At 48.6% G+C, this 22,800-nt stretch carries 13 protein-coding genes; 6 read left to right on the forward strand and 7 right to left on the reverse strand.

What is annotated here, in order from left to right; genetic code table 11:
* Both HMPREF0670_RS06570 and HMPREF0670_RS06575 read right to left on the reverse strand, forming a co-directional pair.
* A complete protein-coding gene (locus HMPREF0670_RS06570) occupies window positions 1–5,580 on the reverse strand; it encodes an MG2 domain-containing protein (RefSeq protein ID WP_009230370.1) in 5,580 nt (1,859 codons plus the stop codon).
* A 143-nt stretch (window positions 5,581–5,723) separates the two neighbouring features.
* Window positions 5,724–11,333, reverse strand: coding sequence for an MG2 domain-containing protein (locus HMPREF0670_RS06575; RefSeq protein ID WP_009230371.1), 5,610 nt, complete (start codon window positions 11,331–11,333; stop codon window positions 5,724–5,726).
* Between the two features lie 255 nt (window positions 11,334–11,588).
* Between HMPREF0670_RS06575 and HMPREF0670_RS06580 the strand changes: the two genes are divergently transcribed.
* From HMPREF0670_RS06580 to HMPREF0670_RS06595, 4 genes are all read left to right on the forward strand, one after another.
* Window positions 11,589–12,527 carry a M48 family metallopeptidase gene (locus tag HMPREF0670_RS06580; protein WP_083786794.1) on the forward strand — a complete coding sequence of 313 codons (939 nt, stop codon included), beginning with the start codon at window positions 11,589–11,591 and terminating at the stop codon, window positions 12,525–12,527.
* Window positions 12,528–12,557: 30 nt separating this feature from the next.
* Entirely contained in the window at window positions 12,558–13,328 is a 771-nt protein-coding gene (locus HMPREF0670_RS06585) for a dihydroorotate dehydrogenase electron transfer subunit (protein WP_044077902.1), read from the forward strand.
* Window positions 13,328–14,236: a dihydroorotate dehydrogenase gene (locus HMPREF0670_RS06590; protein ID WP_009230374.1), complete on the forward strand. Its 909-nt coding sequence runs from the start codon at window positions 13,328–13,330 to the stop codon at window positions 14,234–14,236. Before HMPREF0670_RS06585 ends, HMPREF0670_RS06590 begins: the two co-directional genes overlap by 1 nt.
* A 315-nt stretch (window positions 14,237–14,551) precedes the next feature.
* Window positions 14,552–15,289, forward strand: coding sequence for a DNA alkylation repair protein (locus HMPREF0670_RS06595; RefSeq protein WP_009230375.1), 738 nt, complete (start codon window positions 14,552–14,554; stop codon window positions 15,287–15,289).
* A gap of 218 nt (window positions 15,290–15,507) precedes the next feature.
* Here the strand turns inward: HMPREF0670_RS06595 and HMPREF0670_RS06600 are convergent, their stop codons facing one another.
* The 3 genes from HMPREF0670_RS06600 to HMPREF0670_RS06610 all read right to left on the reverse strand — a co-directional run bounded on the left by HMPREF0670_RS06600 (window position 15,508) and on the right by HMPREF0670_RS06610 (window position 18,958).
* Complete coding sequence (locus HMPREF0670_RS06600; RefSeq protein ID WP_009230376.1) at window positions 15,508–15,936, reverse strand: hypothetical protein; 429 nt, start codon at window positions 15,934–15,936, stop codon at window positions 15,508–15,510.
* 1,433 nt (window positions 15,937–17,369) lie between these two features.
* Entirely contained in the window at window positions 17,370–18,326 is a 957-nt protein-coding gene (locus HMPREF0670_RS06605) for an SPFH domain-containing protein (RefSeq protein ID WP_009230377.1), read from the reverse strand.
* 182 nt (window positions 18,327–18,508) lie between these two features.
* Entirely contained in the window at window positions 18,509–18,958 is a 450-nt protein-coding gene (locus HMPREF0670_RS06610; RefSeq protein WP_009230378.1) for an NfeD family protein, read from the reverse strand.
* Between the two features lie 491 nt (window positions 18,959–19,449).
* On the opposite strand from HMPREF0670_RS06610, the gene HMPREF0670_RS06615 reads away from it, so the two are divergent.
* Window positions 19,450–19,932, forward strand: coding sequence for a hypothetical protein (locus HMPREF0670_RS06615; protein WP_009230379.1), 483 nt, complete (start codon window positions 19,450–19,452; stop codon window positions 19,930–19,932).
* A gap of 10 nt (window positions 19,933–19,942) precedes the next feature.
* On the forward strand, window positions 19,943–20,614 hold the full coding sequence (locus HMPREF0670_RS06620; protein ID WP_009230380.1) for a hypothetical protein: 672 nt from the start codon (window positions 19,943–19,945) through the stop codon (window positions 20,612–20,614).
* A 179-nt stretch (window positions 20,615–20,793) separates the two neighbouring features.
* Here the strand turns inward: HMPREF0670_RS06620 and aroC are convergent, their stop codons facing one another.
* Window positions 20,794–21,882, reverse strand: coding sequence for a chorismate synthase (gene aroC / locus HMPREF0670_RS06625; RefSeq protein WP_009230381.1), 1,089 nt, complete (start codon window positions 21,880–21,882; stop codon window positions 20,794–20,796).
* A 117-nt stretch (window positions 21,883–21,999) separates the two neighbouring features.
* Window positions 22,000–22,674: a peptidylprolyl isomerase gene (locus tag HMPREF0670_RS06630; protein WP_009230382.1), complete on the reverse strand. Its 675-nt coding sequence runs from the start codon at window positions 22,672–22,674 to the stop codon at window positions 22,000–22,002.
* Window positions 22,675–22,800: the final 126 nt, after the last annotated feature.

Here is a 22,800-nt window from a genome sequence, read left to right on the forward strand (position 1 = left end):
TTATTTTATCGTTATGGTTAGGGCCTTGGTGCGTGCCATATACGCAGGGCTGTAAGCGCATTGCACGGTACAAGTGCCCGTTGTGAATGTTCCGGGGCGATCTACATAAAAAGTGCTCTCTACCACATGCGTGCCCTTAGGCATCATGTCGGCGTAATAATAGGTGGCGTTGTCGCGTGGCGAGCAGTAAAATCCGCCGCGATAGCCCGTTAGTTGATTTGCGGGTTCCATGCAGGCGGCGCGCTTGTCTACCACCTGAACAAAGTCGTAATCGCGGTCGGCAGTGATGGTTATGCGCACTTTTACCTTGCTACCCACCTTCAATTCGCCGTCGTACAGCAGTTCGCGCTTAACGCTTAGCCCCATCGAGGCATCGGCAATGTCGGTGGTGCGTTGCGTAAACTGGGCGTAGACAGACCCCCACGACGTGCCAGGGGCGGTCTTTTCTGCGGTGAAGGTGTTGAGGTTGATGCCCGTCATGGTGGTCTTTACGTAGCCCAGACCGGCCGAGGCGTTGGGCGTTTCGAGGCGTTTGCCATCCACTGAGAGCTTTGCAGGCGAGTCGGCAGCGGCTTGTAACACCTGCATGTTGCCGTTGAGGAAGGCGTACACGGCATTAACGCTGTTGATGGGCGTGTCCCAAACCTGCGTGCGTTTTTGCTGCAACAGCCAGCGTTTCATTTCATCGAGGGTAGTCGTGTCGTGGGGTTCGAGGGCTTGTATGGCCTCGATTGCCGCCACCTGCGTGGGTATCTTGTAGTCGAACCAACTGTAATAGGCCTTTCGGGTGTCGTAGTATCGGCCCATCTCCTCGGTAAAAACGCTGTATTCGCGAATGCTCTGCAAATACTCTTTGCCCATCTGCGCGTAGCCGTTCTTGGCCAAGATAACGGCTGCAACGGCCTTGCCGTAGATGGTGAACGCAGCAGGTTGTTTGGCCAAATGACTGATGAGGTAGGCACGATCGGCCTTAACATCTTCGTAATAGCTCTTGTCTACCAACGAACTTACATAAAGGTAGCGCACAGCCCATTCGCTAGGGCGCACGTTCTTCTCGCCTCGTTGCTCGCGTTTCTTCATTGCTGCGACTTCGTCTGCTACACGCTTACCCATGAAAGCGAATGCCCTTTCCAGGTTGCGGTTCATGTCGGTGCGCCCGCCCGTTAGGGTTTGCAGGCGCGTTACCATCTCGGCCACGGTCAAAGTGACGTAACTACTGCCTGGCATACCAGGGAACCAGCTCCACGAACCATCACCACGCTGCAACGCCCGCAGCTTGTTTGTAGCTTGGTTTAGGCGATACGTGATGCCGTTCTCGTCGAAGAAACGCACCAATTCTTGGCGTTGGCGGGTTTCGTTCTTGCCGTTCCACACCCAAGGCGTTTCGTTCAGCACCAGTGTTTTCAGCTCCTCGTTCTTTTCAAGTTCGCTTACCATCGAGCCTTCTCCTTTGTTTTCCTGTTTCCAAAGTTCTACTGTACTCTTTATTACGGGGGCTTGTTTAAGCAGATAACTACCCAAACTGTTTACATAGAACGAAGTAGCTAGGGAAATGGCATCGCTTTCGTCGACACTACTCATATATGGAAGTGTCTGCACCATCATCCAAGCGGGGTTGTTGGTGTACTCTACGGTGAGGCGATTATCCGCCCTATTTACGGCGAAAAGCTTACGCAAGTCGATGTTGAGCGTACCCGGACGATGCAGGGTGAAGGCCTTCGAGTTGGTGACAAGCTCGGTATCGCCCAGCAGGGGCAGGTAGTGTTGTTCGCCGTCGCTAAATCCCTTGCCCGTTACCGATATGCGACATATCCACACACGTACGCCAGCAGCATAGAACTTAGTACCTTCTTGCAGGTTGAGTGGGAAGCTGACATTGGTGGTTTGACCGGCATTCACCGTGCAAGTCTTCGTTTCTGTGTGGAAGGTCTTGCCCGTTTCGGGGTCTACAATCTCAATCAATGCCGTTCCCGTCAACGCCTTTTCGGAGGTGTTGATTACGCGAGCAGTTATCCAACCCTTGTCGCCCAGACGCATAAAGCGCGGCATATTGGGCTGCACCATCATTTTCTTGGTGGCCACAGCCTCGTTTTCCACCATCACGTTGTTCATTTCCTGGTCGGTGGCCAAGCCCATAAAGCGCCATGTGGTGACACTTTCGGGCAGCGTGAACTTGATGGCCACGTCGCCATTGGCATCAGAAGTGAGGGTCGGATAGAAGAAAGCCGTCTCGTTCAGGTTCTCGCGGATGGTGGGTTTATCAGTAGAGCTAGACTCTGGTTTAGCCTCAGGGGTTTCCTCCACGTCTTTCGTCTTCACCTCTTCGTATGCAACTGCGGATGCCCTGGTTTCTTTTGCAGAAACAGAAGATAAGCCCCTTACCCTAACAGAACCTGTTAGACTGCTCTTCTTGCTGTAACCGGAAACCACAACTTCTTCCAGTCGATCCCCTTTGAGACCAAACATCGAGGTGAAATAATAGGCCCAATCGAAGCATGACGTGTCAAATCGATAAAAGCCTAAGGAGTTTACGGGTAACGAGCGCAAGGGATTGCGGGAATAAACTTCGTAAGAGCGTAGGCTCCATGCCCACTGCCAGACGGCATAGGGCACGGGGAACGAGTAGCCTAAATCGAAACCCCAACGATGATTTACAATTTGGTCGAGCGACTTATCGTAAAGCGTAGCCATCAATTGCGCGTTGGCCGGCTTGCCGTCGGGATGTTTCAGGGTCAAAGTCCACTCTTCTTTCTGTCCGGGGGTGAGCTTATTTCTGAACGTTTTCCACTCGGCCAGCAATCGTTTGTCGGGTGTCGCTCTCCTGATACTTAGGGTGTGGTCGTAGTAATGGTCGTCCTTCACCCAAACATAGCTGATGGTTATGCCCTCGCCATATTCGGGTTTGTAGGTATAGGGGATGGTGATGAGCGAGTCGCTGAGTACGGTTGTGCCTTTTTCGAGAACCTTATCACCCGAATATATGGCGTAAAGCACGTAGGCATCTTTGAGCGAAGTGCCCACCTGCACGTACACGGGACTGCCATCGAGATTGAATTTCGAGGACGTTTGGTAGGCCCATATCTTCGAGTCGACCACAGGTCGGCGGTCGTTCATGCTGAAAAGCACGAACTCTTGGTCAACGGTATCGTTCTCGCAGACAGCCACCAGCCGATGTTTGCCCGATGCCAAGGCCGCAACATCGAATGCGATGGGTGTGTTGGCTTTCACCGTTTGGGTGGTCAACTCATTATCTATATAGTAGCGTACATTGCCTGGAATTTCTGCACCTGATGCGTTTCTGAAACTGAAAGTAATGTTTTTGAGGCTGTCTTTCTCACTTCTCTCAGGCAAATCACAACTCAACACCGTGAGTTTGCTACCTAACGGCAACGACATAGAACCCAATCGGGTTTCGCCGCCTTGGTCTACAACGGTGGCTGTAACCTCGAAGTTGTAGAAGCCTGGACGTTTCTTACCCTTAGGAAGGGTCAAGGGGATGTTCACACGGAAAGCTCCATCGTTGTCGGTCACCGTGCTTTCACGGGCTATTTCGTTTGGAGACTCGTCGTCATCCCTACTCCACCACCACCAAAAAGCGGGGTTGCGCTTAATCGTATAGGTAACTTTTGCACCCTGGACAGGCACGCCCGCAAAGCTCTTGGCGTGCCCCATAACCACCACCGTGTCGCCTGGGGCATACTTCTCGTTCACCTTGGGGAAAGAAACTTCGAACGTCGGGCGTTTGTATTCCTCAACTCTGAACGTTACGTTGCCACTTATCTTGCTCGATGCACTAACTCTGAATGTACCCGTAAGCCCACTGGTAGGCAACGTAAACTGTGTAGACAATTTGCCAAAGGCATCTGTAACGACCTCGTTTTCGGCTACAACTTTCCAATTGGCATCGTAAAGTTTAAGTTTTAAGCTTTGCCCGGCCGCGCCCTTACGTTCTAAGTCGGGTCCACGAAGCACCCAAATGCCTGCCACATGAACGGTTTGCCCTGGGCGATAGATGCTTCGGTCGGTGTACAGGTGCAGCCTAGGACTTGTCTTGTCGGAGCCATAATAGCGGTATTGGGTGTCATAAGCCGCTTCGTTGAAATAAGTATCGTCTTTGGTGTACACGTAAATGCCACGTATTTCGTTATCACCAAAGGCGTGTTCAAGTTCGCCGTCGACGCCACAAGTAAACAATTTCGTCTTTTCTTTCTCTTCTTCGTCATCGTAAAACCTCAGTCGCACCTTTGCATTTGGTACGGGATGCCCCGTTGTGGCGTTCAAAACGGCGATGCGCACACGGTCGTCCGGCAACTCTTGCAACACCGGAACGAGGTTGGTTACATTCAACAACACGCGGCGTGTGGGTACATTCTTGTTGTCGGGGATAATCTCCAACATGTACATACCTACGGGCAAGCCCTCCAATTGCAACGAGTCGTTTGTGAAGACGTAGTTGGGCACGCCCACAAACTTGCGTTCGCGGGTAGCGGTTGGCACTGCTTTCATGTTCCTTCGCAACTTGGCCAACACCTTAGGTTCTTCCACATCCCCTTCAAAATCGCCATCCACGTTCAATCGCCACACCTTCATGGTTATCGTCTTGATGTTGCGTACGTTCGAAAGATACACCTGTTGGGGCTTTTGGGGCAATAACATGTGGCGCACGCGCATGTTGAAAGTGGGGTTTATGCGTTCATTATAAGTATTGCGCAAAGTGTTCATGTTTTGCCAAGTGCCCCATTTCGACAGGGCGTAATTGATATATTCCAGTTCTTTCTCAACACCAACGTCGGATGCCGATTGCATCATGTTAGCACGCACGATGGCCAATTCGCCCGCTTCGGGTAAGTCGGCATACATGTTAATGAAAGAGTCGAGCTTATGAACGATACGCGACTTGTAGAACGAGAACCCTTTCCCATCATCTTCGTCTTCGCCTTCATCGTCAGAATTGGAACGAAATCCCCTTTCAAACATCATGCTGGCAACGATGCAAGCAGCCCGTCTGTTGCCCGCTTTCGCGTAGAAGTCGTACAATAAGCGGTAGTTTCCTGCGGCCATTGCCAGCACATGCAACAGGTCGTTGTTGAAAATGCGGGAATCGACGCCTGGTAACAGCATCGGTTCGTAACCCTTGGCCTGCGTTTTGGCCAAGAGTTCGGGATGCTGCAACGACAAGTTGAAAAACGTTTGTGCCGTTTTACCGTCCTTATCTCTCAAACTGTAATTGTTGTGATATATCTGCGCCAGAGCCGATTGGTACACGGCAGCCAAGACAGGTTCCGTGTTTCTCACCGCCAACTCTTCCGCTTCTATCCGCTTCACCTCGCCCAAAAGCGAGTCGGGAGCGATGGCCGACTGCAAAGCGCCCTTGCAAACGGAGGCTTTAAGCAGCGAGCCGTATTGCTTATCGGCCTTTGCTTGCCTCTCTATCTGCTGTAAAACGCCCAGGGCCGTCTTAGGCAAATCTTTCACCATTGCCACATCAAACTGTTTCCAAAGCTCGTTGTATCCATCAGCAAAAGCCGACTGACACACCATTATAAATAAGGCTAATGCCCAAAAAACATTTTTCTTCATACGTCTTTCTATTGTTTTAAGACCTGTTTATATCAAGTTCGATCACAATGGAACAAACCACTCTGCTGCTAAAATATACGCCTCAACCGCACAAATGGGGGACATGGAGAAACCTATGTGTCACTGTACATCATTGTCGTTGTTTACTTTACCGTTATGGTTAGGGCCTTGGTGCGTGCCATATACGCAGGGCTGTAAGCGCATTGCACGGTGCAAGTGCCCGTTGTGAATGTTCCGGGGCGATCTATATAATAGGTGTTCTCTATCACATGCGTACCCTTTCGCATCATGTCTGTATAATAATAGGTGGCGTTGTCGCGCGGCGAACGGTAGTAACCGTCGCGATAGCCCGTCAGTTGGTTTGTCGGTTCCATGCAGGCGGCGCGCTTGTCTACCACCTGAACGAAGTCGTAATCGCGGTCGGCAGTGATAGTTATGCGCACCTTCACCTTGCTGCCCACCTTCAATTCGCCGTCGTACAGCAGCTCGCGCTTAACGCTTAGCCCCATCGAGGCATCGGTAATGTCGGTGGTGCGCTGCGTAAACTGGGCGTAGACAGAACCCCACGAGGTGCCGGGGGCGGTCTTGTCTACGGTGAAGGTGTTGAGGTCGGCACCCGTCATGGTGGTCTTTACGTAGCCCATGCCTGCCGAGGCGTTGGGCGTTTCGAGGCGTTTGCCGTCCACAGAGAGCTTGGCGGGCGAGTCGGCGACGGCCTGCAACACCTGCATGTTGCCGTTGAGGAAGGCGTAAACGGCATTCACGCTGTTGATGGGCGTGTCCCAAACCTGCGTGCGTTTCTGCTGCAACAGCCAACGTTTCATCTCGTCGAGGGTGGTCGTGTCGTGGGGTTCGAGGGCCTGTATGGCCTCGATGGCGGCCACCTGCGTGGGTATTTTGTAGTCGAACCAGCTGTAATAGGCCTTCCTGGTGTCGTAGTATCGGCCCATCTCTTCGGTAAACACGCTGTACTCGCGAATGCTCTGCAAATACTCTTTGCCCATCTGCGCATAGCCGTTCTTGGCCAAAATAACGGCAGCAACGGCCTTGCCGTAGATGGTGAAGGCGACAGGCTGCTTGGCCATGCGACTGATGAGGAACTTGCGTTCGGCCTGAACGTCCTCGTAAAATTCCTTGTCTACCAGCGAGCTTACATAAAGGTAGCGCACAGCCCATTCGCTTGGGAGCACGTCTTTCTCGCCTTTCTTCTCGCGTTCCTTTATCTCGGTCACTTCTTCCTTAACCGCAGTGCCCATAAACTTGAAGGCCCTTTCCAGGCTGCGGTTCATGTCGGTGCGCCCGCCCGTTAGGGTTTGCAGGCGTGTTATCATCTCGGCAACGGCTAGCGTTATCGAGGGACTGCTCTTCATATCCTCAAACCATCCCCAACCGCCGTCATACCTTTGCAGTTGGCGTAGCTTGTTCGTGGCCGTGTTGAGGCGTTGCGCGATGCCGTTCTCGTCGAAGAAATGCACCAATTCTTGGCGTTGACGGGTTTCGTTATTGCCTTCCCACACCCAAGGCGTTTCGTTCAGCACCAGCGTTTTCAGCTCCTCGTTCTTTTCAAGTTCGCTTACCATCGAGCCTTCACCGTTGTTTTCCTGTTTCCACAGTTCGATAGTGCGCTTTATTGCGGGAACTTGTTTGAGCATGTGGTTGGCCAAGCTGTTTACGTAGAACGAGGTGGCTAGGGATATGGCATCGCTTTCGTTGGCACTACCCATATACGGCAAAGTCTGTACCATCATCCAAGCGGGGTTGTTGGCGTATTCGATGGTGAGTCGGTTGTCGGCTCTGTTCACGGCGAAAAGCTTGCGCAGGTCGATGTTCAGCTTGCCCGGGCGATGCAGCGTAAAGGCCTTCGAGTTGGTGACAAGCTCGGTATCGCCCAGCAGCGGCAGGTAATGTTGTTCGCCGTCGCTAAACCCTTTGCCCGTTACCGATATGCGACATACCCAAACTTTTACGCCGGCAGTGTAGAACTTGGAGCCTTCTTGCAGGTCGAGCAGAAAGCTCACGTTCGTGGTTTGGCCGGCACTCACCGTGCAGGTCTTCGTGTCGGTATAGAACGTCTTGTCCGTTTCGGGGTCTACAATCTCAATCAAGGCCGTTCCCGTCAACGCCTTCTCGGAGGTGTTGATTACGCGGGCGGTTATCCAACCCTTGTCGCCCAATCGCATAAAGCGCGGCATATTGGGCTGCACCATCATCTTCTTGGTGGCCACGGCCTCGTTTTCCACCAGCACGTTGTTCATGTCCTTGTCGGTGGCCAAGCACATAAAGCGCCAGGTGGTGACACTTTCGGGCAGCGTAAACTTGATGGCCACGTCGCCATTGGCATCGGAAGTGAGGGCAGGATAGAAGAAAGCCGTCTCGTTCAGGTTCTCTCTAATGGTAGGTTTTTCGCCATTACCCGCTACTACCTCCTTATCAGTATTGTCAGCATAACCTTTGTCCTTGCCTGCCTCCATAACTTCAAGTCTTTCGTCTTCCACACAATCGTCTGCCATAGAGGATAAAACAGCAATGCGCTTTATTTCATCATCGCGTTTCAAAACAGGCGCAGTAAATTTCACGTTTCCATTACCCACCGACTCATCTTCGTACAGTTCCTCAGCATAACTTAGTCCGTCTAGATAGTCAAAGGGGTCATCATACCGGAAACAAGCTTTTGAAAAACGGTAGAACCTAAACGAGGGAGTGGGTAGCAGACGCACTGGCCGAGAACCCGAAAGTTCTACTGAGGCGGGATTCCAAATCCATTGCCAATTAACAGAAGGCGCATTGAAATTATATCCCAAATCAAGCCCCCAATGGTGTTCCTTTATTCTTTCGAGCGACTTATCATAGAGTGTGGCCATCAGTTGGGCGTTGGCAGGCTCGCCATTGGGATGTTTCAGGCTTAGGGTCCACTCTTCTGTTTGCCCTGGCGTAAGCCTGTCTCTAAACGTCTTCCATTCGGCCATCAGCCGTTTGTCGGGTGTAGCTCTTACTATCGAGATGTTGCAGTCGTAGCATTCATCGTCTTTCACCCAAACATAGCTAATCGTTATGCCGTCGCCGTATTCGGGTTTGTAGGTGTAGGGGATGGTGATGAGCGAGTCGCTGATTATGGTTGTACCCTCTTCAAGAACCTTATTGCCCGAGTAGATGGCGTAAAGCACGTATGTATCTTTCAACGATGTGCCCACTTGCACATACACGGGCTTGTTGTCGAGATTAAAACTTGATGCCGACTGATACGACCATATCTTCGACTCCACCACAGGACGGCGATCGTTCAAGCCGAAAAGCACAAACTCGCGGTCGAGCGTGTCGTTTTCACAAATGGCCACCAAGCGATGTTTGCCTGAGGACAGGGCGGCAGCATCGAATGGAATGGGCGTGTTGGCCACAACCGTTTGGGTGTTGCTCTCCTTATCTATATAATAACGTACGTTGCCGGGGATTTCTGCACCAGTGTTGTTCCTTACGTTAAACAGCAATGTTTTAATGCTGTCTTTCTCTATTTTGTCAGGCAGATCGCACGTCACCGAAACGGACTTGTACCCCAACGGCAGGCTTATCGCACACGAATGCGTTTCTCCGCCTTGGTCTACAACAGTGGCTGTCACCCTGAAAGAAAAAAAGGCACATTCCCATTTAAAGTAGGGAAGTTCCATAGGAACCCTCACGCTAAACATCCCTTCACTGTCGGTAACTGTGGTATCGTTGTCCAACTCACCCGCATCTTCATCGACGTCGCAGCTTTGATAGCACCAAAATACAGGGCTACGCTTTATCGTATAGTACACTTTCGCCCCCTGAACAGGCGCACCGGCGAAACTCTGCGCATGCCCTTTAACAACCACGGTGTCGCCCAAAGCATACTTTTCTTTCACTTCGGCAAAGTTCACGTCAAACGTCGGACGTTTATACTCTTCCACCCTGAACGACGTGCTGGTATAATAATCTCCTTTTAACTTTATGGTGAAATTACCCGTAAGCCCATCTTTGGGCAAGGTAAATTGCGTGGCGATTTTGCCAAAGGCATCAGTAACGGCCTCACGCTCCCCAATTTCTTTCCCATTGGCATCACAAAGTCTTAGCGTTACTTTCTTTCCTGCTACGCTTTTACGTTCTAAGTCGGGACCGCCACAAGCCGAAATGCCAGCCACTTGCACAACTTGCCCTGGCCGATAGATACTCCTATCGGTATAAATAAACAATGTTGGCAGGCCACTATGCCCGTTCCCTTGAAAATAAAATCCAGACCAACCTTCTCTGCAAGCATACACGTCGGTTGGCGTATAGGGGAAAACATCCTCTAAATCTTCATTATATTCCAAACTACACACCACTTCGCCATTGGCTTTACACGCCAGAGTATCAACCCGCGTCTTGTAGCCCGTTCGATCTTTAATGGTCACCTCCACTTTGGCATTGGGCATGGGATGCCCCGTGGTAGCATTCAATACGGCGATGCGCACATTATATCCGGGCTGTTCCTGCATCACGGCCGTAACATTGGTTACAAACAACAGCGAGCGTTGCACGGCCACTTCCTTGTTGCTGGGTATAAACTCTAACATGTATGCACCCACGGGCAAACCATCCAACTGTACCGAATCGTTCGAGAACTGGTACACACTCTTGCCCACAAACTTACATTCTCTTGTGGCCGAAGGCACCGCCTGCATCGTCTTCCTAAGCCTTTGCAACACTTGCGGTTTGTTTATATCTCCTTCAAAACGCCCGTTTATGTTTAGTCGCCACACCTTCATGGTGATGCTTGAGAGGTTGCGCACATTAGAGAAATGTACCTTTAGGGGCTTTTTCGGCAAGATAAGCCGCCTAGAAGCCACATCGAATGTAGGATTAGATACCGTCTTCTGAGCGTTGCGCAACACGTTCATCCGTTTCCACGAGCCCCACTTAGACAAGGCATAATCAATATATTTCAGAACCTCGCTCTTTTTCACCTTCTCCGATCCGTACATTAAGCTGTAACGATAGATGGCCAATTCGGCAACTTCGGGCAGGTCGGCATATACGTTCATCAGCGAATCGAGTTTGCGAACGATGGGCAACTCATCAAATTTGCATGTGTCCTCTTCCCCATTTTCCTCGTTAACACTATCCGCAAAGTTGGTTTCCGTCTCTTCCAACATCAACCTAGCCAACAGGCAAGCCGCTCGCCTATTTCCAACCTTCTCGTAATAGCGATACAACAAGTCGTACTCACCAGCTGCAAGCCCTAGCACATGCAGCAGGTCGTTATGAAAGACATGACTATCCATGCCAGGAACCAGCAGTGGTTCGTAACCTTTGGCCGATGTCTTGGCCAATAGTTCGGGATGTTTAACCGACAAACTGAAATAGGTTCTGGACTTACTGCCGTCACCATCTTTTAGTTCGTCGTACACATTATATAGCTGCCCCAAGGCCGACTGGTACACAGCTGCCAACACAGGCATTTTATCTCGCACGGCCAGTTCAGCCGCCTCTATTCGCTTTACCTCGCCTTCGAGCGAGTCGGGGGAGATGCTCACCATCACCTGTCCTTTGCAAAAAACGGCTTTAAGCATCGACCCATATTGCCTTTCGGCCTTTGCCTTCTTTTCAATCTGCTGCAAAACGTCCATAGCCGTCCGTGGCAAGTCTTTCTTCCTTGCCACACTGTATTGTTTCCACAATGCGTCGTAATTGTCGGCAAAAACAGTCTGGCATACCATTATTAATAAGGATAATGCCAATAAAACAGCTTTTCTCATACGCTATCGTTATGTTTTAAGGCGAGGTTTATTAAGTTCGGACGCAAGGGTGTGCAACTCTCCGATGTGCAAACATAACTTGGCCATGCCCTTTCCAAGTTCGCGCAACTAATGCAAAAGTAAAAAAATATCTCTGAAAAGCAAAACTTTACTTCCTCGTTTTTATGCCTTTAACGAATAATATGGATGTTGCGGCACGTTTTCGTAATTAAATAACTAACTTTGCCTGAAAGAAAAAGATAAACAATGAGAAATATGAAGCGTTTAAACCATCTTCTTATCGGTGCATTGGCCGCCATGATGTTGGCCTGTGGAACTACTAGCCAAGTGCCCATTACGGGGCGAAAACACTCGCTGCTCGTATCCGATGCACAAATACTTAGCCTCAGCAAGCAAGAATATGCCAAGTTTCTAAGCAGCGCCCGCCTATCGTCTAACGCCGCCAATACGGCCATGGTGAAACGTGTTGGCCAACGATTGGCACGTGCTGTGGAAACCTATCTGATGAACAACGGCTACCAAGACGAGATTAAGAACTTTGAATGGGAGTTCAACCTCGTGGCCGACAATCATGTAAATGCCTTCTGTATGCCTGGCGGAAAGATCGTGGTTTACGAGGGCTTGCTGCCTGTAACCCAAAACGAAGCCTCGTTGGCCATCGTGCTGGGCCACGAAATTGCACACGCCGTTGCCAAACATTCGGCCGAACAAATGTCCAAAAAGATACGCCAAGCCTACGGCACACAGATTGGCGGCAGCATACTTGGCGCCATCGGTGGCGAAACTGTGGGCGGACTGGCGCAGGTGGCGGCAGGGCAATACTTCTCGTTTAGAAACTTGAAATACTCGCGCGACAACGAGTCGGAGGCCGACCACATGGGACTTATCTTCGCGGCTATGGCCGGTTACGACCCCTCGGTGGCTGTGGCCTTTTGGCAACGCATGGCGGCAAAGTCGGGTGGCGGAAACACTTCCGACATGTTTAGCGACCACCCCTCGGATGCGAAACGCATCGCCGCCATACAAAAGCTGCTGCCCGAGGCCATGAGTTACTACAAAGCCTCTGGCAACGCGCACGCCAACGCCCCTGCAACAACGAGCACAAAGCCAGCCAACACCCAACCCACCAACAAGAACAAGGGTTCGAAAGGCGTGTCGGCCTCTGGCTTATATCGAAACTCTAAGCGCAAATAGCGTAACAAAAAGAACATGCCGAACGAAGAAATGAAGAAGTTTTGCCTCGACCTCGACGTCGTGGCCGTTGAGCGGCTGAATGCCCGCTACGTGCTTATCAGGCTCTCCCGCGCCCAACCTTTGCCCCTGATGAAACCTGGGCAATTTGTTGAAGTGCGGGTAGACCACTCGCCACAAACCTTTCTGCGACGTCCCATCTCCATCAACTACGTAGACATACAGCGCAACGAGATGGGGCTGTTGGTGGCCACAGTGGGGCACGGCACACGCCAAATGGCCTTGTTAAAGACTGGCGACACGCTTAATTGCGTGTTTCCCTTGGGCAATCCTTTCACACTTCCCACATCGCCCGATGAGCGTTTCTTGCTCGTTGGCGGCGGCGTGGGCGTAGCACCGATGCTCTTCCTGGGGCAAAAAATCAAGGAAATGGGCGCACAACCCACATTTTTGCTAGGCGCACGCACGGCAGCCGACTTGCTGGAAATGGACCTCTTTGAACGTACGGGGCGCGTACTCGTTACCACCGAAGACGGGTCGGCTGGCGAAAAAGGTTTCGTTACCAACCACTCGGTACTGCAAAACGAGACGTTCGACATGATTTCCACCTGCGGGCCCAAACCCATGATGATGGCCGTTGCACGTTATGCGCGCGAAAAAGGAACGGCTTGCGAGGTGTCGCTCGAAAACTTAATGGCTTGCGGCATTGGCGCATGCCTCTGTTGTGTGGAGAAAACAGTAGACGGAAATCTCTGCGCATGCAAAGAAGGACCTGTGTTTAACATTCAAAAACTGCTTTGGTAATGGCCATTCTCAAAACGAATATCGGCAATTTGTCGATGAAAAACCCCGTGATGACTGCCTCTGGCACCTTCGGTTATGGCTTGGAGTTCGAAGACTTTGTGCCGCTTGACGGCATCGGCGGCATTATTGTAAAAGGAACAACCTTGCATCCACGACAAGGTAACGACTATCCGCGCATGGCCGAAACGCCACAAGGCATGCTAAACTGTGTGGGATTGCAGAACAAAGGCGTTGACTACTTCGCCGAACACATCTATCCCAAAATCAAGGACATTGACACACGCATGATTGTGAACGTGAGTGGCAACACACCCGAAGACTATGCAGAGTGTGCCACACGTATAGATGCACTCGAAAACATACCTGCCATTGAGCTGAACATTTCGTGTCCCAACGTGAAAGAGGGGGGAATGGCCTTCGGAACAACTTGTGCTGGGGCTGCTAGCGTGGTGCGCGCGGTACGTGCACGCTACGGCAAGACGCTTATCGTGAAACTTTCGCCCAACGTTACCGACGTAACGGAGATTGCACGAGCAGTAGAGGCAGAGGGCGCCGACAGCGTTTCGCTCATCAACACGCTTATGGGTATGGCTATCGACATCGAACGGCGGCAGTCGGTTTTAAGCATCAACACGGGTGGTTTAAGTGGCCCTGCCGTTAAGCCCGTTGCCTTGCGCATGGTGTGGCAGGTGGCAAAGGCGGTGAAGATACCGGTCATCGGGTTGGGCGGAATATGCAATGCCACCGATGCCATCGAGTTTATCATGGCTGGCGCATCGGCCATTCAGATTGGCACCGCCAACTTCCTCGACCCTACCGTTACCATTAAGGTACGCGATGGCATAAACCAATGGCTAGACAATCATGGTGTTAAAGACATTAAAGAGATTGTTGGGGCGGTTGGATAAACGGTTTTATGGGCGCATTGAAGTTTCCGTTTCAGCTTTAAATGCTGCTTATAAAGCAACGGTAATTGCCTGCACCTTAACGCGCGCCCACCCTTATATAAACAAGCAACAGGCTTTCGTCCATATACAACGAAACACATCCGTTGCGTTAGCTAGGGTATAGCAGTTGGTGCGATAGGCGCTTTGGTCGCACGCCAACTATTATAAGCTGTTTTACATTGCTGTCTGATAAAAGTTATTTCCCAAACACAGTGTGTTTCTTTTATCAGACAGCAATGAGAATGTTTCAATTACTTTTTCTCAAAACAACAAAAGATGGGAACCAATTACAGCATCACCGAACAATTCGGCGCTAACCTCGCCGAATTGCTAGCCGAGAAAATCTGCAAGGTCTACCATGAGTTCGACACTGTCCACTTTATACAAGACACCGCCAACAAAACCATCGGGCAAAGCTACACACAGCGAGTGGCTACGCTTGCCGAACTATTAAAAATCTATCTCCCAGCAGACTACAAGAAAGCTTTACCTATCCTGATGGCAATCTTGGGCGAAGAAAACCCCAACGAAACTGGGATGTTTACCCACTATTATTGGATTTTGCCCATCGGGAAGTTTGTGCAGGAGTACGGCATCGAGCATTTCGACCGCTCAATGAAAGCCATTGAAGAAATAACCAAGCGGAATACGGGCGAGTATGCCGTTAGGCCATACATCAGAAAATATCCAGAAACCTCGCTCAAAATCATCGAGCAATGGGCAAAATCGCCCAACTTCCACTTGCGCAGACTGGCTAGCGAAGGGCTCCGCCCTAAATTGCCTTGGGCAAGTAAGCTGGAAACATTTATAGAAAACCCCGCACCTGTGTTCAAAATATTGGAGTTTCTAAAAGAAGACGAAATTCTTTTCGTGAAGAGGTCGGTTGCCAACCATCTTACCGATTGGCTCAAAGTGAACAGAGAAGGGGTTCTACCTCTCATTGAACGATGGAAAACGTCTGATAATCCACACACCCAATGGATAATTAAAAGAGCCACTCGCAAGATACAATAGGTAGTTCATGACTTTTCTCTCTTTCTTTTCTTCGTGAGAAAATTAGCATGAATGCACGATTCCCCAACGTGTCACCCACATGTTTTACGCAGGGGAATAGTTTACGCCCCCATGATGTACGTACCAACCGCTTTTCCACATAGAACCAGCATTTCCCATTCTGCAAGACATTGGGATAGGCGGCAGAGAGCCTATCAAGTTTTTGCAGTTTTCTCTCTTCATAACTCTTCCTCAACCACTTTATATATTAACACAGTCTTGATTTTTTGTCTCCATACCCAAATTTGTAATCCTATTGTTTCAAAATCATAAACATGTTGATTTTGTCCCTTTCCATTAACTAATAAATATATTCGCTCATGATTATTGGGAAGGATGCGGATAGCGGATAATAATTCTTGAAACGGCAAGCCGATTAACTCTACTCCCTGATAAAAGCAAGAAGAAGCACATCGAATCACATTGATCTTTCCATCATCATCGCACCAAATGTCTATTTCATCATCATAAAAATAATATGAACTATTTGTAAATGTCGATTCATTGTAAACCGCTTTTGTGTGGCGTTTATATAAATAATTTGAAATATCTGAATCGAGAATAAAGTCGTTATATGCAGTATTTAGAATCAATCCCTTTGTATCCATAATATTACTTTTTATTTCCTCTACGCTATTTCTGGTAGTGTCCTTAAAATGTGTAATCCCCTTTTCCTACATTTGTGTTTAAAACCAATAAAAAAAGAAACGGTGGAACTTACACATTCGCAAATTTCGGAAACCGAAACCGCCTTGATTTAATGTTTCTATAAATTGAGAGTAATCTGTTACCTTTGTGATACCAGCACAAGATAAACATCCTTCTCATATACGAAGTGTAGGACAAATCAATTCACTGGCTTATAAGCTCACGAAAAAACAACAAATCCCGAACGAGTCAACTCATCAACTTATAGGCTCATCAACTTACAAACTCAAAAACTCATCTACTTATAATCTCATCAAGCCACCAACTCATCAAACTCACCAACTCGCCACCCTTGCCGACTCACCACTCTTGCCAACCCGTTAAGTTGTTAATTCGCCAACTAAGCAACTCAGCTACTTAAAACCTAAATTCTTATTTTTTATTTTACAACACCACTCTAATTTTCCCTCCGTTCTAGGGAAAATTTAGGTCAAAAAGTGGGTAAATAGCCACTATTTTTAGCCTTTCACGCCTTTTGCTTTGTCTATTTTTAAGAACAAAACCGCCATTTTGCACCATTTTACCTTTCTAGTTTGGTTGCCAGCTCATTATTTTCTACGCCCAATTACCCACTTTTAGCCCCTAAAATCCCACTTTTTAACAGGTGTTTTGCCCTTTTCAGCCATGTGTTTCATGGATCTAAAAGGGTTTGTCTATACCATTACAGTGGATATTTATGCTTTTTATCTTGCATTTAGCGGCATTTTGCACTGCATTTAGCATCAAAACGCACTGCGTTTAGCACCATTTTACCTCGCGTTTTGCACCAAAACGCACTGCGTTTAGCGGCATATTGCACTGCGTTTAGCATCAAATTGCACCGCATTTTGCTGCAAATGACCCAAAAACCAGTGCAGAGGGCGTTTGTTTTTAATAAAAATTCATTTTGTCTGCATTTACAACTAACCCCTTTTTGCATCAAAACCAACTTTCGCGAGAATCGATTTTTTGCGGCAAGGTTGGCGATTGGTGGAAGAAAAGGGCACTCATAATGTTAAAATTCCAACCGAAAACTAGACAAAAAAACTTTCTGATGATGAGAGTTTATAAGCTTGAGAGTTTGTAAGGTGGTAAGTTTTATAAGGTGATGCGGTTATAAGCTTGTGAGGCTGTAAAGCCGTGAGGCCGTAAGTTGGTGGGGATATAAAGTAGTGAGGTCGTAAGTTGATAAACTCATAAGCTTTTAAACGCATGAGTTCAAAAACTCATGAACCTACTAATTCATGATTTCACAAACCCATTAACTCATTAGCTCATGAACTTACAACCTCACCAACTTACGACCTCACAAACTTATAACCTCACAAACTCAGCAATTCAAAGGTTCAAACCCTTAGTGTATCTTGAAGAGTTCTTTTATTCCTCCTAGGCTACCCAGTAGGTTTGTAGCCTCGTAAGGCAGGTAAACCATCTTGGTTTGGTCGCCTTGTGCCAACTCTTGCATCATGGCGATGTACTTTTGTGCAAGCAGATAATTGGCCGGATTGGTGCTCTGTCCAACAGCATCGGTAATTTTTTGAATGGCTATTGCCTCGGCCTCGGCCTTGCGAATGCGTGCTTGCGCCTCACCTTCGGCATAGAGAATGGCCTGCTGTTTGACAGCCTCAGCGCGGTTGATGGTAGAAGTCTTCTCACCTTCCGACTGCAAAATCACGGCTTGTTTCTCACCCTCACTGGTAAGAATGGTGGCGCGCTTGTTACGTTCGGCTTGCATCTGTTTCTCCATCGCCTGCAAAACGCTCGATGGCGGGATGATGTCTTGCAGCTCAACGCGGTTCACCTTGATACCCCACTTGTTGGTTGCATCGTCTAACACCGAGCGAAGTTTGGTGTTGATGGTGTCGCGCGAGGTGAGCGTTTGGTCCAATTCCATTTCACCGATGATGTTACGCAGCGTGGTTTGAGTAAGTTTCTCAATGGCGTTGGGCAAGTTGTCAATCTCGTAAACGGCCTTGAAGGGGTCCACAATCTGGAAGTAGAGCAAGGCATTGATTTGCATTTGGATGTTATCTTTGGTGATAACGTTCTGCTTGTCGAAGTCGTACACTTGCTCGCGAAGGTCGATTGTGTTTGAATACGAGTAGCGGCGATTGGTCATTCTTACGATGTTTTTCGCTTTATCCACAAAGGGTATGATGATGTTGACACCTGGTTTGAGGATTGCTCGAAACTTACCCAAGCGTTCGATGATTTTCGTTTCCGACTGGGGAATAATTACAAGCGACTTCTTAACAAAGACAAAGGCCAGCAATATTGCGGCGATAATTAAATAAGTTCCTAGATATTCCATTATTGATTATTGTTTTTGGTGTTATTCAAATTAGGTGTTTACTACGGATAATCTAAGCCTAAGACATCGTCCTGGGCACGATTACAACGAAGAAATTAGCCACAGCCTTGGCCTGCAAAAACATTTGAGCACCCGCTTAACACATGCGCCCATAGCTACACATAACGGCCAAAGATTGTTTTTCAGACACGTTCAACCGTGGCGATGATGCTTTCCATCTTAACGATGCGCACCCTTTCTCCTATCTTAATAAGCGACCCGTCGGCCGAAACAGCGCGCCATTCGTCGCCGTCTACCTTTACATAGCCGCTGTGTTGTGGCTGCACATCTTCTATCACCACGCCCACACGCCCTTCAAGCGCGTCGGCATTGCTTTTTCGTTCCTCCTCATCGCGGTGCAGATATTTCATCACCACAGGCCTAACGGCAAAGATGGATAAGATTGAGAAGAAGGCGAAACAAACCACTTGGCCCCAAAACGGGAAACCAAGCCAGCAGCCTACCATCGACGAAAGGGCGCCAATGGCGAAACAAAGGATGTAGAACGTGCCAGAGGCCATTTCTATTATTAGGCATAATAGGCTTATTAGTAGCCAAAATAGCCATTGATTTGAATTGAGGTATTCGAACATCTTTGTGGTATATTGATTGTGTTTCCAAAGTTAGACAATATTTGTCAAACTGCAAAATAATTGTGAGAATAATTGAATTTTGAGTTTTTAGCATGAGCGAGAGTTTGTATTTTGTTGCAAAAAAACAACAAAATATGCACAGATAAAGTAAGCATTTTCAATCATTGAGAGGCTTTGTTATTTCATATTACAACCACTTTCACCTTAACTACCCAAGCATATCAAAAGGGAAAGCTATCACCTGTATAACTTACAATTTGCCACTTTACAGAGCAACATACTCACCTCACGCAAGCATTAGGCCACAGCAACCTACCAACCCGCGCTATCGCTCTAACAAAGCTATCACCCGTCACTTCATTTAATTTAACAAAACAAGTGAAAACAAAAGTGAAAGACCGTAAGAAAAAACTCATTTTTGTAAAGATTATGACATATAATTACTAATTTTGAACACAGAAATATTATTCATCCATAAAATTAAATAAACTATGAATAGACTTAACTCCATCGGAAAAGCACTGATCGCAGGCTTAGTTTTGTTGTTAACCATGCCACAAATTGCACACGCAAGAGCTAGGATTCCTGTCGGGACACGCGATGTTATCGACATCGTTTACAACATCCCTGCATCGGACAGTATCATTATCGACGGCAAACAGGTGAACTTGGCACGTATGCACAAGGAGTTCAACATTGCCTACATCCTGCCCCTATGGGTGACTGAAGAACCTAAACTTGTGCTATACGATGCCCCATCGGAAACCTATTACGAAATGACAACCGAAAAATCGCAGGCATTTCTGAAAGAGTATATGAAAGAAAAGAAACTCGATGAGGCCAGTATGTTGAAACTAGGTTTCTATACACGCTACGGCGGAAAGGCTGTTTTGTTGGCTATCGTGGCCTTAATGATATGGGGACAGATTCCTTCGCGCAAAAAAGAAGAGAAGATAGAGCCTACTGAATTATAACTAAGATGCCATGGGAATAACTCCATTTATCATCTTCGCCATTATTATGACAATTGGCATAGTTGTCGCTTTGGTATTCTTCATCTCAGCTAACAATAAGCCGTTAAACTTTGCAGAAGTAGAAAGCGAATCACAAAGACTTGGCGAGAACGAACTAAACACGTTCATAAACGATAAGTTTGGAATGTGCATCGAACATCTTGACGACAAAAGGGTGTTAGGGGTAAACTACGTTTACTACACCCCTAGCATGAAGGAATACTTTAAGAGTGCAGGCAAAGATTTGCTGAGAAGCGCAATGACACTTGGCACCGTGAAGTATACAACTGTGGAAACGCCCACACCATTATTACTCACCGCTGATGGATTACACATCTTTGACCTCAGCGTTGAAGGAAAGGTGAAACGGCATTTGATGTTCAATAACTCAAGATTAGAGAACGCTACACTAACACCTTTACCCGACGAGCAAGCTCCAAAGCTGTTGGTCGACTGTGCTAAGTTTTATAATCTACAAGTTCCATGCGAGGACCAGGTACGCGAAATAAAAATCTGCACCGTGGTCTATACTCCCACAGAGCAGTTCTTCAATTACAACAAGCTCCAACGCGTGTTGGCTTATGCTGCTGGCAAGGAATTCTTTAAAGCATTAGAAGAAAAATATCCGAACTTAAAGACGTAAGTGATAATGAGTTGACGAGTTAACAAGTAGACAAGTTAACGAGTTGATGAGTAGACAAGCTGCGAGTGAACAAGTTTACGAGTTAACGAGTGGAAAGTTAACGAGTGGACGAGTTGGCGAGCCAACATTCCCCAAGCATACGGGTTGACAAGGTAACATACAGCCTTGCCAACCCGTTTTTATTCGGCATCAACGCCAAACTTGACCCCTGCCATGGCCAAATTATCCATCAACACCATCGCAGCCATCGCCTCGACAATGGGCACGGCACGCGGAACAACGCACGAATCATGACGCCCACGAGCCGCAAAAGTGGTGGGCGTTCCGTCTAGTTCAATGGTGTCTTGCTCCATCAGCACGGTGGCAACAGGCTTAAACGCCACACGAAAAAAGATGTCTTGCCCATTGCTTATGCCCCCTTGGATGCCTCCGCTATGGTTGGTAAGCGTAGAAACCTGACCTTCTTCGGCCACGAAAACATCGTTAACCTCACTGCCTTTACACCTAACCAAGTCGAAACCATCGCCAATTTCAAAACCCTTTGCGGCGTTAATACTCAGCATGGCATAACCCAATCGGGCGTGAAGTTTGTCAAATTCGGGCTCGCCAACCCCCACAGGACAACCCTTCATCACGCATGTAACCACGCCGCCAATGGTGTCGCCCGCGTTCTTCGTATCCAAAATAAGTTGCGCCATGCGCTTGGCCACCTCCTCATCGGGGCATCGCACGTCGTTGTTTTCTGTGTTCGCGAGGTTATACAGGCGATAATCCTTGTTCAAAACGATGTCGCCCACCTGCGACACGTAGGCCGAAATGGTTATACCCATCTGCCTAAGAGCCAGCTTTGCCAATGCTCCGCCCACCACACGAGCCAAAGTAATGCGAGCCGACGAGCGTCCACCGCCACGATGGTCGCGCAATCCGTACTTATTATAATAGGTGTAGTCAGCATGCGACGGCCGGAAAAGTCCACGCATATTGTCGTAATCTTTCGAGTGCTGATTAGCGTTTCGCACGACAAAGCCAATGGGCGTGCCAGTGCTTTTTCCCTCGAACACACCACTAAGCAATTCCACTTGGTCGGCCTCGTTGCGGCTCGTGGTAAGCTTGCTCTGGCCAGGCCTACGCCTATTAAGCTCCGACTGGATAAAGTCTAAGTCGATGTCAATGCCTGCTGGCATGCCGTCTACCACGCCTCCGATGGCTGGCCCATGACTTTCGCCAAAGGTGGTAAGGGCGAAAAGGTTTCCAAATGTGTTGCGCATAATTGTGAGGGATAAACAGTTAAAGCAATAATGGCGAACACACAACCGCGCCAAACGCAGTTATGATGTGTTCGCCATTGTATATATAATATCTGTGTGATCTACACAACAAAAGGATTAATGGTGTCCACAGCCACCGCCATGATGGCCATTACCATGACTGCAACAGCCGCCATGATGACCATGTTCGTGGCCATCGCCATGATGTTCGTGCCCGCAACAGCCGCCATGTTCATGGCCACCGCCTTCTTCATCTCCATGATTGTGCCCGCAACCACAACCTCCACAGCCGCCTTCGCCACTGATATGGTTCAGCATTTGCTGCACTTCCTCGTTCGTAGCCTCGCGGTTCTCAACTATTTCGCCCTTAAACAGCAAGTCAAGCCCTGCAAGCGGGTGGTTCAAGTCCATCTTCACGGTGTCTTCCGTCACATCAAGCACACGACCCATAAAGCGGTTTCCGTCTTCGTTTTGCAGCGGAACAACGGCATCTTTGTAGATGTTGTCGTGGTCGAAGTGGCCATTGATGGTGAATATCTCCTTGTTCAAGTCAAGAACACGCTCGTCAAGACGTTCGCCATAAGCCTCTTCGCATTCAATGTTCAGCGTAAACTGCTCGCCCTTAGGCAAGTCTTCCACACCGTTTTCAAAAGCGTCGAGGGTGATGCCAAAGCCCGTAATAAACACAAAAGGGCGGTCGGCAGGTGCCTCCTCGATAAGCGTTTCCTTGCCGTCGGCCAGCGAATAAAGCTTATAAGCCACGGCGATAAACTTGTTGTTTTCTTTTTCCATTGTCATATTTCGTTTTTATCTTTTCCTTGCAATAATGATGCCAATGCGCGTTATGCCACAATTAGCAACCCCACGCACGCGGCATTACATGCAAAGTTACGAAAAACTTTCCGTATATATGGCCTA

It is taken from the genome of Prevotella sp. oral taxon 317 str. F0108, assembly GCF_000162415.1.
Taxonomy (GTDB): Bacteria; Bacteroidota; Bacteroidia; order Bacteroidales; family Bacteroidaceae; genus Prevotella; species Prevotella conceptionensis.